The sequence below is a fragment of the Castellaniella sp. genome (assembly GCF_034675905.1).
Taxonomy (GTDB): domain Bacteria; phylum Pseudomonadota; class Gammaproteobacteria; order Burkholderiales; family Burkholderiaceae_B; genus Castellaniella.
Window position 1 is genome coordinate 117,779 of record NZ_JAUCCV010000002.1, and the last position, 13,894, is coordinate 131,672.

Below are 13,894 nucleotides of genomic sequence, written 5' to 3' on the forward strand. Positions count from 1 at the left end.
CATGGCCGAGCCTTTGATCATTGCCCGCAACACGGATTTCCAAGCCGGATTGTTGCCTCAGATGGCCAATCGGCACGGTTGCATCACCGGCGCCACCGGCACCGGCAAGACCGTTACCCTGCAGGTGCTGGCGGAATCCTTTTCCCGCATCGGCACGCCGGTCTTTCTGGCCGACGTCAAGGGTGATCTCAGCGGGATTTCCCAGGCCGGGGCGCCCTCTGACAAGCTGACAAAACGCCTGCAGACGCTTGGGCTGCCGGAACCGATCTGGGGCGCCAGCCCGGCAACGCTGTGGGATATCTTTGGCGAACAGGGCCATCCAATCCGGGCCACGGTCTCGGATCTGGGCCCCCTGCTGCTGGCGCGCATGCTGGACCTGAACGACACCCAGGAAGGCGTGCTGAACCTGACCTTCCGTGTGGCCGACGACGAAGGCCTGCTGGTGCTGGATCTGAAAGACCTGCGCACCATGCTGCAATACGTGGCCGATCATGCCAGCGAACTACGCACGCGTTACGGGCAGGTATCGTCCGCCTCGGTCGGCGCTATCCAGCGCAGCCTGCTGCGTCTGGAATCCGAAGGCGCCGAACAGTTTTTCGGCGAACCCATGCTGGACGTCTTCGACTGGATGCGCACAGACGCCCAGGGGCGCGGCATGATCAACATCCTGGCGGCCAACCGGCTGATGCAATCCCCGCGCCTGTACGGCGTCTTTCTGCTGTGGATGCTGGCCGACCTGTACGAACGCCTGCCCGAAGTCGGTGATCTGGACAAACCCAAGCTGGTGTTCTTCTTCGACGAAGCCCATCTGCTGTTCAAGGACGCCCCCAAGGCCCTGCTGGAAAAGATCGAGCAGGTCGTGCGCCTGATCCGCTCCAAAGGCGTGGGCGTGTATTTCGTCACGCAAAACCCCGGCGATATTCCCGATACGGTGCTGGGCCAGCTGGGCCATCGGGTGCAACACGCCTTGCGCGCCTTCACGCCCCGCGACCAAAAAGCCGTGCGCACTGCCGCACAGACCATGCGCCCCCGCTCCGGCCTGGACATCGAAGCCGCCATCACCGAATTGGCGGTGGGCGAAGCCCTGGTATCCATGCTGGACCCCAAGGGCCAGCCCACGCCGACAGAACGCGTCTGGATGGCCGCGCCCGGCAGCCGCATCGGCCCCGCCTCGGATGCTGAACGGCAAGCGCTGCGGGCGGCTTCCCTGCTGGGCGGAAAATACGATCAAGCCCTGGACCGTGAGTCCGCATATGAAGTCCTGCTGGCCCGCGCTCAAGGCGCCACGCCTGCCGCCGGACAGGATGAACAGCAAACACCGAATGCTGGTGGCGGCGGTGGAGGCATGGGCGGGATGCTGAGCGACTTCCTGTTCGGCTCCACCGGCCCCCGAGGCGGCCGTCGCGACGGCGTCGTGCAGTCCGTCGCCAAAAGCATGGTACGCAACGCCGCCAACCAGATGGTGCGCGGTCTGCTGGGTTCCCTGGTGGGCCGGCGTCGCTAAGACGCGCAGCCGCACCGTCCCAACCGCACAAGGCCGACTGTCATGTCCATCCATTCCCTGTCTGTGGCCGCGCCCGACAGCCTGTCTCGCTGCCGCTGGTGCACCGGCGACCCGCTGTACGTGAGCTATCACGACCAGGAATGGGGCGTGCCGTCCCGCGACCCCCTGCACCTGTTTGAAATGCTGATCCTGGAAGGCTTCCAAGCCGGCCTGTCATGGCTGACCATCCTGCGCAAACGAGAAGCCTTCCGTGCAGCCTTCTACAATTTCGACCCCCAAGCCCTGGCGCAGACCGATGCCCCCTGGGTCATGGGTCAGATGCAGAACGCCGCCATCATCCGCAACCGCCTGAAACTGCAGGCTGTCGGTATCAATGCCCACGCCTGGCTGGCCCTGGCCGACCCCGTAGCCCTGGTCTGGTCGGTGGTGGACCAGGCCCCGCGCATCCATCGCTATACACCGGAAGACGCTATCCCCACGGCAGGCCCCGAGGCCCAGGCGCTCAGCCGCTTGCTGAAAAGCCACGGCTTCACCTTTGTCGGCCCGACGATCTGTCAATCCTATCTACAGGCCATCGGCTGCCTGATGGACCATACAACCGACTGCCATCGGCATGCGGCGCTATCTGGTGACTGAGCCCCAACCGACCGATCCCGTACCCGCCGTCCTGGCACAGGCTTATCGGAATGCGCTTTACCGCATCGATACGGTGCCCGCAATCACCCTGCGCATCAACCAGGCGCACCCGGATCTGGCCCGCCTGCACCAGCAGTACCACTGCGGCCACAGCCTGATTCTGACCGCCTGCAACCCGCGCAGCCGCCGCCTGCGGCCCGCCGCCAATACCCGACGGGTGCAGGCGCTGCGACAGGCCGTCGATACGCTGGGCTTTCCCTGTCTGCCCGCTACAGGACTGGATCCGCAAGGCATCTGGCCGGACGAGGCCAGCCTGTGGATTCCCGGCATGCCCCTGGCGGCGGGGCTGATCCTGGCCCGCCGATTCGGCCAAAGCGCCCTGGTGGAATGCCCGGAAAACACGGTCGCATGCCTGATCTGGACCGCAGTCTGCTAAGGTAAGCGCTGGACACCCACCAGACGGAGCTTCCATGCGCCAACTGTTTACCCGCTACACCACCTTTTACGTCGTCATTGCCCTGACCCTTCTGTGCGCCGGGCTGGCGCTCAGTCTGAATGCCGCCTGGTGGCTGCCCTGTCTGGCGTTCCTGGCCTTGTCCACCCTGGGGGTCTACGATCTGAACCAGACCCGGCACGCCATCCGCCGCAACTACCCGGTGATCGGCAACCTGCGCTTCCTGTTCGAATACATCCGTCCCGAAGTCCGCCAGTATTTCTTCGAAGACGATACGCTGAAGATGCCGTTTTCACGCGTGGACCGGTCCCTGGTCTACCAGCGGGCCAAAAAACAGATGGATCAGCGCCCCTTTGGCACCCAGGGCGATGTCTACGGCAGCCAGTATGAATGGATGAACCACGCCATGGTGCCGCTGCATGTCCCGGACACCGATTTCCGCATCACCGTGGGCGGACCGGACTGCAAAAAACCCGTTGACCTGTCGGTCTTCAATATTTCGGCCATGAGCTTCGGCGCCCTGTCGGCCAATGCCGTGCGCGCCTTGAACAAGGGTGCGGCATTGGGCAATTTCGCCCACGACACCGGCGAAGGCGGCGTCAGCCGCTATCACCTGGAACACGGCGGCGGCCTGATCTGGAATGTCGGCTCGGGCTATTTCGGCTGCCGCAACGCGGATGGCAGTTTCTCTGCGGAACGTTTCGCCGAGATGGCCTGCCGCGACAATATCCGCATGATTGAAATCAAGCTGTCCCAAGGCGCCAAGCCCGGCCACGGCGGCGTGTTGCCCGCGCCCAAGGTCACGCAGGAAATCGCCGCCGCCCGCGGCGTGCCTGCAGGCCAGGACTGCATCTCGCCGTCCAGTCACAGCGCCTTCTCAACCCCTATCGAATTGATGCACTTCATCGTGCGCCTGCGTGAGCTGTCCGGCGGCAAACCGGTGGGCTTCAAGCTGTGCATCGGCCACCCCTGGGAATGGTTCGCCATCGCCAAGGCCATGCTGGCCACCGGCATCACACCGGACTTCATCGTGGTCGACGGCGCCGAGGGCGGCACCGGCGCAGCCCCCATCGAATTCGTGGACCACGTGGGCACGCCCCTGCGCGAAGGGCTGCGACTGGTGCATAACACCCTGGTGGGCGTCGGATTGCGGGAAAAAATCCGTCTGGGGGCCTCGGGCAAGGTCATCAGCGCCTTTGACATGGCCCGCATCATGGCGTTGGGCGCCGACTGGTGCAACAGCGCCCGCGCCTATATGTTCGCCATCGGCTGCATCCAGGCCCAGACCTGTCATACCGGGCGATGCCCGACCGGCGTCACCACCCAGGACCCGGAACGCCAGAAAGCACTGGTCGTGGCGGATAAATCCGTGCGCGTCGCCAACTATCATGCCAACACCCTGAAGGCCCTGGGCGAACTGCTGGGCGCCGCTGGCCTGCAGCACCCCAGCGACCTGCGCCCGCATCACATCGCCCGACGCATCGCCAACGGCGAAGTCCGCGTCTTGTCAGCCCTGTTTCCCGACCTGCAAAAAGGCGAACTGCTGGAAGGAAAATTCCGCAATACGATCTTTCGCACGGCTTGGCCCATGGCCCAGGCGGAATCCTTCGAGCCTCTGTATAGCCTGAGCGCTGCTCTGTCGGGACACACGGACCAGAGCATCCCCGACATGCCTGCCCCAGCCGCTGGCTGACGGCCGGACACAGGCAACGCACACGCAAAAACGCCACCCCGAAGGGTGGCGTTTTTTATCCTGTTAGTACAGGAGTACTGCTGTCTGAGCTACTTAGAGCACGACGATTTGCGTCGCGCAGGGACCTTTTTGGCCCTGGCCGACCACGAAAGAGACGCGTTGGTTCTCTTCCAGGGTCTTATGACCAGTGCCTTGAATTTCGCTGAAGTGCGCGAAGAGGTCTTTCCCGCCATTTTCCGGCATGATGAAGCCGAAGCCCTTGTCGTTGTTGAACCACTTCACGACACCTGTTTCTGTTTTCAAAGTAAATCCTAAATGTTGTATAGGGGCAAATTTCCCCGGTGGATAGTTTGGCTGATATATCCCTACAAAGATAGCACTGTTTCAAAATAATACATCTTGCTCGAACAGCGCACTGGCATTGGATATCAGCTGCCTGACCGATATTATTCCACCAACAGCAGCGCGTCCAGATCCAGGATCTCGATCTTGCGCTGGCCGGTCTGCCGGATCCAGCCGCTGTCTTCGAATTCCCCCAGCCTGCGGCTGACGGTTTCCGGGGTAGTCCCCAGGAACGAAGCAAGGTGCCTGCGGCTCATGGGCAGACTGAAGCGGCTGGCGTTTTCCTGTTCTGCCTGATCCGCCAGATACTGCGCCAAACGGGCATTGATGGATTCGATGGCGATCGCGGCGGTCTGCTTTTCGCTGGCGCCCAGACGACGGGATAGTTCGATCAGCATATGCAGGCTGATGTCCGGGTATGTGAGCAGCAGCCCATGCACATCTGCCTGATAGATCGTACAGACCTCGGATGCTTGCATCGCCTGGGCGTAGGAATCGTGATCGGTGGCTGAAAACAAGGCCAGCTCGCCGGCGAAGTCTCCAGCATGCAAAATACGCACCAACTGTTCTTTGCCGGTATCGGAAAGGCGATAGATCTTGATCTTGCCTCGGTGGACGATGAAGAGCTTGTCGGACGGGTCGCCGGCGCGGTGGATGAACTGCCCACGCTCATAGACCCGCATGGACGCTTTGTCGGCAATGACTGCAAGCTCTTCAGCAGGCAGGTGATTGAAGATCGGCACGTGCGAGACACAGACGACCGGTATGTGCTCGTTCATTTCCGTCGATGGTCGGGGTTGGGAAGGAAAGGTCATGCCGATCACCCTCGTTCAAGCTGCGTGACAAGCCGTGTCGCGGGTGCTGGGGCCAGAGGCCTTCCGGCCAGCGTTACCCCGCACACGATAGCGTATGAGTCTAACCGCATTCAACGTCACCAACAGTACGCTCAGCTCGTGGACCAACATGCCGGAGGCCAGGAAAATCTTGCCCAGCAGCACGCCGGCCAACAGCAACACCACCGTTCCCACCGCCAGCACCGTATTCTGCTTCATGTTGCGCACGGTAGCCTTGGCCAGAGAATAGGCATGCGCAAACTGATCCAGCCGGTCGGACATCAGGACGATATCCGCCGTCTCCATCGAGATATCCGTGCCGCCGATGCCCATGGCCAGCCCGACGTCGGCCGTGGCCAGCGCCGGGGCGTCATTGATCCCGTCGCCCACCATCGCCACGCGATAACCCTGGCTCTTGAATTCATTGACCCAACGCACCTTGTCCCGCGGCAGCAATTCGGCATGCACTGCATCCAGGCCCAGCTCGTTGCCGACCAGCTGCGCCGTATGGCGGTTGTCGCCAGTCAGCATGATCGTCTTGTGCACACCGGCGCGGCGCAGCTGGCGGATGGCCTCCTTGGCTTCCGGCTTGATCTGATCGGCGATTGAAATGACGCCAGCCAGACGCTGATCGACAGCGATCAGCACAGCGGTATTGCCGGCCTTTTCGCGCATCGTCGCATAGGCTTCGGCCTGATCGTCGATGGAGACACCGTAATCCGCCATCAGCTGACGATTGCCGATCACCAAATGCTGGCCCGCCACCCTGGCGACCATGCCCCCGCCCTTGATGATCTGTACGTCCTGCGGGTCTTCGGTCAGGGACAATTCGCGCTGGTTCGCCTCGGCCACGATGGTCTGCCCCAGGTGATGTTCCGAGACCTTTTCCGCCTGGGCAACCAGCCGCAGTAGCGTATTTTCATCCATACCCCAGCTTTTGACCTCGGTGACCGCGGGCTTGCCCTTGGTCAAGGTGCCAGTCTTGTCGAAAATGACCAGGTCGATCCTGGACAGTTTTTCCATGATCTCGCCGCCCTTGACCAGCACGCCATGACGCGCGCCGTTGCCGATGCCCGCCACCATGGAAACCGGCGCCGAAATCACCAGCGCGCCCGGACAGGCAATGACCAGAAACGTCAGCGCCAATTCCACATTACGTGAGAAGGCATACACCAGAACAGACAGAACCACGATGGTCGGCGTATAGATATTGGCAAACCGATCCAGGAATTTCTGCGTCGTGGTCTTGGATTCCTGGGCGTCTTCCACCATCTCGATGATCTTGGCGAAGGTGGTGTCATCGCCCACACGGTCCGCGCTGACCTCGATAAATCCATGATCGACAATCGTGCCGCTAAAGACCCGATCACCCGGTGTTTTGCTGGCTGGGACGGATTCGCCCGTAATGGCGGCCTCGACGATCAAGGCCTGCCCCGACACGATGGCGCCGTCCACGGCGATTTTTTCACCGGACCGGATCAGCACGCGATCGCCTTTCAGCAGTTCCTCGACCGGCACCCGCACATGGCCTTCCGGACGCACGACCGTGGCTTCCGTCGGCGTCATGTCGATCAGATTGCGTAAGGAAGAGCGGGTCTTTTCCAAAGTGCGCGCTTCCAGGTACGCACCGAAAATAAACAGGAACGTCACCACCGCTGATTCGACATATTCGCCGATAATCAGGGCGCCCACGACAGCGATCGTCACCAACAGCTCGATGCTGAAGGCCCTCATGCGTAGCGCTTTGAATGCCTTGATGGCGATGAAATAGCCCGCCACCAGGGTAGAGGCAATCAGGGAATATTCTTTTGGCTGTGTCAGCCCTACCCAATGCAGCGCCAAGGCAATCAACAGCATCAGGCCGGTGACACCGGCAATATGGGAATTCTTGATAGCATGCATATCGTGCTCCGTGTATCCGCTTATTCATTTCCGCCTATCGGCTGCGGATGACAGCCGATAGGCGAATATCGATCAGGACATTTTTCTGGATAACACCGGATACCCAAGCCGCACGATGACATCCTGCAAGGCATCGACATTCGTTTTCAATTTATCGAATTCAGCCCGGATGCGCCCCGAATTGAACAGCACCTTGATGTCGCGCACGCCGTCGATTCTCCCGACCGTCTGCTCGATTTTCTTGACACAGGAAGGACAGGTGAAAGGTTCCATGTTGAAAACGACTTTTTGCATTTTCTTGCTCCTAGCTGATGAAAGGACGATTTCATGGTAAGAGAGCAAGCCGCTTTCATACATTGACGGCCGACAAGTTTCAAAAATCATGGCAGGCGATCAAACACGGACGATCGGTGTCATTTTCGTGACGATCTGATGATTTGATAATCTTGCGCCATTCATACACGGCACATTTTCACCGGAGCGCACTATGGAATACACGGCCGGCAGGCCCGCGTGGCAGGATATTCTTGAGTTCTGGTTTCCCGAAGGCCGGTCACTTCAGATCGATGCGACCACACATCAAGAAAACTGGCGCTGGCGGATGCAGGGCGGTGCAGACAGCGCCATCACCTCTCGCTTCCTGGCCATCACCGACCAGGCCGCCGCTGGCGAACTCGACCACTGGGCAGCCGCCCCCGAAGGCCGGCTGGCGCTGATCATCGTGCTGGATCAATTCTCGCGATCCGCCTGGCGCAACAGCGCGCGCGCATTTGCGCAGGACACCGCCGCACTGGCCTGGGTCATGGAAGGCCTATCAAACGACCACTACGCCGCCCTGCCCGCCCCCTGGTTCAAAGCCGTCTATGGCCTGCCATTGGGTCACTGCGAAGGACCAGACCATCTGGACCGCCTGGACTTGCTGATCAAGCTGCGCACCGCCATCGCAGCGGAAGCGCCGCCGCCACTGCAAGCAACATATCAATCGCTGGTGCGGCAGGCCCGCGACGTGCGGCAGGTCATCGCCGCATTTGGTCGGCATCCCCACCGCAATGCAGTGCTGGGGCGCACGTCCACGCCTGATGAGCAGGCGTACATAACGAAGGGCCGGTTTCCCCATTTACGGGCGTTTCGAGGATAGCGCCCACTGCCTTGGCGCGACAATTGGGTGTCGGCACCCAAGCCGCAGACAACAAAAAAACCACCGCAGCGGGTGGCTTCAATGTCCTGATTGAACAGGGGAAAATCTGGTGGCGCATCAGGGACTCGAACCCCGGACCTGCGGATTATGATTCAGTCTGAAAGTATAGCATTAGCGTAGCTTTGCCTTTGCAATCAAGCGTTTGGACATCAGCCCGCTATAAAGCGCTTTGTTCGCTAGCCGTTGACGTTTTGTGACACGGACGAGGCGATGACTTAGACCCGCACCCCCGAGGGCTTGGGAGCCCGGCTGCACCCCGCGTCCGACCTTGCCGGACGGTGGGGGGAGGGCGTCGGCGTTGCCCCTCCGCTCCCTGAAGGCTAGGCGCGGAGAAAGGGTAAAGCCCCGCCTGGCCGTGTCCTGCGGGGGCGCGCAGCAGCGGGGCCGCCGCGCCCGACGAGCCCACGCTCAAAGCACCGAGAAGCGTTTACCGTAAAACAAAAACCTCGAAAAAAGGTAAAAGGTAATAACCAGCAAGGGGCGCTCACGTAGGTAAGCTTGCTGGCAGCGCGGCAAATAAAGGCGGCAGGAGAAGTCTTGAAGCGACAGCCGCTGCGCTTTGAGCAGGCCCGATAAGGGCAGATAGCGCGGGCGCTACGAACTGGGCGTGAGTTAACAGTTTTTAAGCGTTGGCCCAAAACCCCCTAAGCGCAGTCATTATAAAAGGCGCACAGACCGTTTTCTTGAGCCGCCCCGCCTAAAACAACCTAAGCTCTAAAAGGAGACAAATAACCGCGAGAAACGCAAAACATGAGGAAGGCCCAGCGAAGACAAGGAAAGAAAGATGATAAAAAGTAACTTTGTGGAAATATAACATGTTAAAGATGACGAGAGGAGCGACGGGGGGAGAAGAAAAAGGAAAGGAAAAGAAGGGAAGAAGGCAGAGATAAAAGGACGGACGAAGAACACGGTAGAAACAGTAAATAGAACACGATGAAACGCACAACATGCGCCGAAGGGGGTGGTCGGCGGGCCGCACGGCAGCGCGGGAATGAGGTCGGGAAGAAGAGGAAAAATGGCGTCGACCAACCGCCTGGTGGGGCGACGAGACGCACGAACACCGACGGAAACCCGGAGGGGGCGGGACACCGGCGGACGAGGCGGCAAAAAGGATGCAGAGGGGCGGCGAAACACCGAAGCCGGCCACGACGACCGGCGAACCTCCGGGATAGGAGGAGGGAGGCCGCCCCACGGACGGCCCCACGAACGAAGAGGGGGGCACGACACGGGGCCTCAAGATGTTGCAATGAATGATGGATATTGAAGTAAGGAAATGCGGGCGAGCCGACACGCTACTTTAAACTCCATGAAAGGATGGGGGAACGCCGAGCTAGCCCCAACAAGGCCGCCCACCGACGGAGAAGAGAGACGGACCACCGACCGACAGGGAGCGCCGCCGCGCGCGGGCGGCCCCCCCGCCCCCCCGGGGCCCGGAGCCGAGAGGGAAAGGGAAGTGAGGGCGGGGGGGGGCCGCGCCCCGAAGCACAAAAAGGCGACCGCGGGCGAAAGGCGGGGGACCGAGAGGCGGGGGGGGGGGGGGGGCCCGGCAGTACCGGGGGTTGGCGCGCGGAAGGGGCGGGAAGGGGGGGGCGGCGGCCCCCCGCGGGGGGGGGGAAGAAAGGGGGGGGGGGGGCGGGGGGGGGGGGGGGCCGGGGGGGGGGGGGGGGGGGGGCGCGGAGGGGGTGGGTGGGGGGGGGTGGTGGGGGGGGTGGGGGGGGGGGTCGGGGGGGGGGCAGGTGGGTTGCCGGGGGGGGGAGGGAGGGTTGTGGGTTAAGCCCGTGGGTGGGGGGGGGGGGGGGGCCGGGAGTGGGCGCTCGTGTGGGGTAAGGGCTGGGTTGGTTGTTGCTGGGGTCGTGCTGTCCGGTTGTGGCGGTCGGGGATGGCGGCGAAACGATGGGTGGCCCGCGGGGGGCTCGGGGGGGGGGAAGGGTTGAAGTGTTTTAATTAGGGTGCGGGAAAAAAAGGGTGATTTGGGTTGGAAGAGGTCGGTCGTCCGAAAGGTATGTGGAGATAAGGGAATGGTTAAGAGGAGTGGGGGTTGAAAATAGTGGGGGTGATGGATTGGTGTGCGACAGGCCCAAGGCTGGGTCTGAGATGGTGGTTAAGGCGCACGAAAAAGAAGGGCGAAGTCTCGTCGGGGCGGTCAGTAGATTGAAAAAGGTCGGTGTTTTTGGGATAACATGGCCCAGCTCGGCTGGGTTTTTTTGCGTCTGTTTAGAGGAAGCTGTGCCAGAGCTTTCTCATCCATATGGCCGCACAATCCCGCGTTGACACTTGGTTGACACTCAAGTGGCAGACAACAAAAAAGCCACCGCATCGGGTGGCTTCAATGTCCTGATTTAACAGGGATAATTCTGGTGGCGCATCCCTGATTCGAACAGGGGACCTGCGGATTATGATTCCGTCGCTCTAACCAACTGAGCTAATGCGCCAAAGCACGAGATTATAACAAGAAAATTTTCGACTGCAATCGGCCCCCTGCAAGCAGTGGTTCAGGCATCCTGGATGGTGTAGGCTTGGACCATCAGCAGGACCTGCAACAATATGAATTCAATACACAAAGGAGCCTCTCGGCATGCGGATCCGCCAGCCTTCCCGCATCACTTTACGCCAACTGGTGCTGGTGCTGTCGATCGGCAGCGTGTTGGCCATGCTGGTGGCGGGGATGGCAGGGGCCTACCGCATACAGCGCGATCAGCTGATGGAAGACACGCTGGCGGCCAACCAGGCATTTGCTGAAAAACTGGCAGCCTCGACTGCCGATCTGCTGGAACAGGCGCAGCAGGATCTGGCCTATTCCGCCGAACGGATCATCCAATCCAGCATGGATCCCGCCGTGCTGCAGTCTGAAGCCGACCGCTTGCGGGCGCAAGGAGCAGGCTTCAACAGCGTGTCGGTCACTAGCAGCCAGGGCCTGATCATCACAACATCGCCCCACACCCTGGGCATTCTGGGCCGCCGGGTGGAACCATCACTTCCGCTGCCCGCCCTAAGACACCGGGCGCCCGAGATCAGCAGCCCTTTCACGACCATCCTGGGCAATCTGGCGATCCGCATCATCCAGCCATTGCGCACCGCAAAAAATCAATACCTGGGCTATCTGGCAGGCACCGTCTACCTGAAATCCGAGGGCAGCCTGGCGCGCCTGATCGGGCAGCATTATTTCCGCAACGACACCTATGTCTATGTGGTGGATAGCACCCGCCACCTGCTGTACCACCCCAAAGCCGACCGGATCGGCACCAAGGTCACCTACCAGAATTCCGCCATCGACACGGTCCTGCAGGGACAATCGGGCGCGCTACGCGTCACCAACAGCCAGGGTATCGACATGCTGGCGGGATTCGCCTATGTCCCCCAGGCAAAGTGGGGCATCGTCGTCCAGCGCCCCACCCAGGCGACGCTGGCGCGAGTGGAGGACCTGATGCACCGGGCGCTGTGGCTGTCACTGGTCCCTGTGGGGCTGCTGCTGGCCCTGCTGTGGTTTCTATCGGGCTGGGTATCCCGCCCGCTGGGCGAGCTGGCGCTGATCGTGCAAGACGGCTACGAAGACAGCATGGTGCGCCGCCTTCAATCGGTGCGTTGCTGGTATTTCGAGTCGCAACGCCTGCAGCGGGCCTTGCTATCGGGGCTAAACACGGTCGGGGCGCAACTGGGACAGCTGCATGACGAAGCCTATCAGGACCCCCTGACCGGCTTGGGCAACCGGCGCGGGTTGGGATTGGCCCTGCAGACCTGTCAGGCGCTGGGGCAGGCCTTTGCCGTGATCACGCTGGATATCGATTTTTTCAAACGTATCAACGACACTTACGGCCACGACACAGGGGATGAGGTGATCCGCCAGATAGGCGACTGGATGCGAACCCAGGCCCGAGAAGGCGACACCTTGTTCCGCATGGGCGGTGAGGAATTCCTGGCACTGCTGCCCGGCGCGCATCAGGACACGGCATCAGGGATCGCCGAACGGCTGCGGGCCGGCATCGAGCAGGCAGCCATTTTGCCGGGGGAAACCGTGACAGTATCGATCGGGGTGGCCGCCTGGACGCCAGAAGACGCAGCCGACATGGCATCCGTTCTGAAAGCCGCCGATCAGGCCCTGTACCGCGCCAAGCAGACAGGCCGCAACCGCGTCGTGCTAAGCGACGACGGCGACAATTCACACGCATAGCAGCACATGGCACAGCAGAAATGCAAAGGCCCCACCTCTTGGTGGGGCCCTACTGCCACTGGAGCAGTAAACACTGCATGGGCGCAGTGCAAAGTCAACGCCGTTAAGGCGAAGAAACACTACCACTTGGTAGTGAGTCCAGTATAGGTATCCGCCGACCCAAATACAAGCCCCGGAATTACCCTGAGATCAATGCGCCCGTGCGTAATCCAGGGCGGCCCGCACCGCTGCTGCTTGCGCAGCGTTGCATTGTTCCGCCGTCGCTTGCGGGCTGTCGGGGTAGACCTCGGTGGTCGTCCGGTAGGGGGCGTCCGTGATCCCGGCGCACAGCCCCAAAGGCCGCAAGTCGTAGCGGATCACACCGGGGGAGACGACCGGCGAGCCGATGATCAGTCCGTGTTCGTCAGCGGGAGCGATATGCGTGATCCGGGCGACAGCATCGATGATGGCCTGCTGAAAGGCCGGCTGCGGGGTGTGTTCGTCATCCACCAGATAGAAGCCATCGGGAATGCCGCCCGGCATGAAAGGCTTGCCATCACGCGCCGCCAAGGCCGGACGGAATTCGGACTCATCCGTATCGGTCGTCTCGTGCAGATCGATATGTACCCGTACTCGCGCCGCAAAGGGTTCCACCAGACGCATCAGCGCAGCGGATTCAGGCGCCGGACTGCTCGCGCGGAAAGACCGGTTGGGATCCAGCGCCAGCGGATTCCATCGATGGATGCGTTCGAACCCCCAGGGGCTGACGCAAGGCGCAATCAGCAGGTCGAAATGGTCTTCGTAATCGGCGGCATACTGTGCGGCAAACTGCAAAGCCCCCATCACCCCGCTGGTTTCATAGCCATGCACCCCGCCCGTGACCAATGCCACCGGACGATCACCCTGCCAGCGGCGGCTGCGCAAAGCCATCAGAGGATAGGCGTCGGGGGCGTAGTCCAGTTCACCGTACTGCACGACATCAAAACGATCACGCAGGGTATCCACCTGGTTCAGCACCAGGTCCGCATAGCTGCGCTGTCGTTTCTGATGCCCCAGCCAGGCGGCGACTTCCGCCGCCCCCCAAGGGACGCCGGGTGTGCCGATAGGATAAAAAGAGGACGACATGCGGAGACTCCAGGGAAAATCTGGCCGTCACTGTAGCATAGGCCCCATAGGGCGGCGAAG

The 13,894-nt window shown here is 61.5% G+C and carries 11 protein-coding genes and 1 tRNA gene; 6 read left to right on the top strand and 6 right to left on the bottom strand.

The window, feature by feature from the left end:
* Position 1 precedes the first annotated feature (1 nt).
* The 4 genes from VDP79_RS01720 to VDP79_RS01735 are packed head-to-tail and all read left to right on the top strand — an operon-like array spanning position 2 to position 4,287.
* Positions 2-1,504, top strand: a complete 1,503-nt coding sequence (locus VDP79_RS01720) for a DUF853 domain-containing protein (protein WP_323016516.1) — start codon at positions 2-4, stop codon at positions 1,502-1,504.
* Positions 1,505-1,546: 42 nt separating this feature from the next.
* Positions 1,547-2,140, top strand: coding sequence for a DNA-3-methyladenine glycosylase I (locus VDP79_RS01725; protein WP_323016517.1), 594 nt, complete (start codon positions 1,547-1,549; stop codon positions 2,138-2,140).
* A complete protein-coding gene (locus VDP79_RS01730; protein ID WP_323016518.1) occupies positions 2,133-2,576 on the top strand; it encodes a DUF3293 domain-containing protein in 444 nt (147 codons plus the stop codon). The genes VDP79_RS01725 and VDP79_RS01730 overlap by 8 nt, the downstream gene beginning before the upstream one ends.
* Positions 2,577-2,610: 34 nt before the next feature.
* Positions 2,611-4,287, top strand: a complete 1,677-nt coding sequence (locus tag VDP79_RS01735; protein ID WP_323016519.1) for an FMN-binding glutamate synthase family protein — start codon at positions 2,611-2,613, stop codon at positions 4,285-4,287.
* Between the two features lie 93 nt (positions 4,288-4,380).
* Here VDP79_RS01735 and VDP79_RS01740 read toward each other — a convergent pair whose 3' ends face one another.
* The 4 genes from VDP79_RS01740 to VDP79_RS01755 all read right to left on the bottom strand — a co-directional run bounded on the left by VDP79_RS01740 (position 4,381) and on the right by VDP79_RS01755 (position 7,658).
* On the bottom strand, positions 4,381-4,590 hold the full coding sequence (locus VDP79_RS01740) for a cold-shock protein (RefSeq protein WP_323016520.1): 210 nt from the start codon (positions 4,588-4,590) through the stop codon (positions 4,381-4,383).
* Positions 4,591-4,733: 143 nt separating this feature from the next.
* A complete protein-coding gene (locus VDP79_RS01745; RefSeq protein ID WP_323016521.1) occupies positions 4,734-5,444 on the bottom strand; it encodes a Crp/Fnr family transcriptional regulator in 711 nt (236 codons plus the stop codon).
* 15 nt (positions 5,445-5,459) lie between these two features.
* Positions 5,460-7,364 carry a cation-translocating P-type ATPase gene (locus tag VDP79_RS01750; protein ID WP_323016522.1) on the bottom strand — a complete coding sequence of 635 codons (1,905 nt, stop codon included), beginning with the start codon at positions 7,362-7,364 and terminating at the stop codon, positions 5,460-5,462.
* Between the two features lie 72 nt (positions 7,365-7,436).
* Positions 7,437-7,658: a heavy-metal-associated domain-containing protein gene (locus VDP79_RS01755; protein ID WP_323016523.1), complete on the bottom strand. Its 222-nt coding sequence runs from the start codon at positions 7,656-7,658 to the stop codon at positions 7,437-7,439.
* Positions 7,659-7,851: 193 nt separating this feature from the next.
* Here VDP79_RS01755 and VDP79_RS01760 point away from each other — a divergent pair, with 193 nt between their 5' ends.
* Positions 7,852-8,502, top strand: coding sequence for a DUF924 family protein (locus tag VDP79_RS01760; RefSeq protein WP_323016524.1), 651 nt, complete (start codon positions 7,852-7,854; stop codon positions 8,500-8,502).
* Between the two features lie 2,415 nt (positions 8,503-10,917).
* Here the strand turns inward: VDP79_RS01760 and VDP79_RS01765 are convergent.
* Positions 10,918-10,994 (bottom strand) — tRNA-Met (locus VDP79_RS01765).
* Positions 10,995-11,137: 143 nt separating this feature from the next.
* Here VDP79_RS01765 and VDP79_RS01770 point away from each other — a divergent pair.
* Positions 11,138-12,730: a sensor domain-containing diguanylate cyclase gene (locus tag VDP79_RS01770; protein WP_323016525.1), complete on the top strand. Its 1,593-nt coding sequence runs from the start codon at positions 11,138-11,140 to the stop codon at positions 12,728-12,730.
* A 189-nt stretch (positions 12,731-12,919) separates the two neighbouring features.
* Here the strand turns inward: VDP79_RS01770 and VDP79_RS01775 are convergent, their stop codons facing one another.
* On the bottom strand, positions 12,920-13,834 hold the full coding sequence (locus VDP79_RS01775) for a M14 family metallocarboxypeptidase (protein WP_323016526.1): 915 nt from the start codon (positions 13,832-13,834) through the stop codon (positions 12,920-12,922).
* Positions 13,835-13,894: the final 60 nt, after the last annotated feature.

Coding starts and splice junctions, on each gene's coding strand:
- VDP79_RS01720 (WP_323016516.1), top strand. CDS start 2: ATGGCCGAGCCTTTGATCATTGCCCGCAACACGGATTTCCAAGCCGGA.
- VDP79_RS01725 (WP_323016517.1), top strand. CDS start 1,547: ATGTCCATCCATTCCCTGTCTGTGGCCGCGCCCGACAGCCTGTCTCGC.
- VDP79_RS01735 (WP_323016519.1), top strand. CDS start 2,611: ATGCGCCAACTGTTTACCCGCTACACCACCTTTTACGTCGTCATTGCC.
- VDP79_RS01745 (WP_323016521.1), bottom strand. CDS start 5,444: ATGACCTTTCCTTCCCAACCCCGACCATCGACGGAAATGAACGAGCAC.
- VDP79_RS01750 (WP_323016522.1), bottom strand. CDS start 7,364: ATGCATGCTATCAAGAATTCCCATATTGCCGGTGTCACCGGCCTGATG.
- VDP79_RS01755 (WP_323016523.1), bottom strand. CDS start 7,658: ATGCAAAAAGTCGTTTTCAACATGGAACCTTTCACCTGTCCTTCCTGT.
- VDP79_RS01760 (WP_323016524.1), top strand. CDS start 7,852: ATGGAATACACGGCCGGCAGGCCCGCGTGGCAGGATATTCTTGAGTTC.
- VDP79_RS01770 (WP_323016525.1), top strand. CDS start 11,138: ATGCGGATCCGCCAGCCTTCCCGCATCACTTTACGCCAACTGGTGCTG.
- VDP79_RS01775 (WP_323016526.1), bottom strand. CDS start 13,834: ATGTCGTCCTCTTTTTATCCTATCGGCACACCCGGCGTCCCTTGGGGG.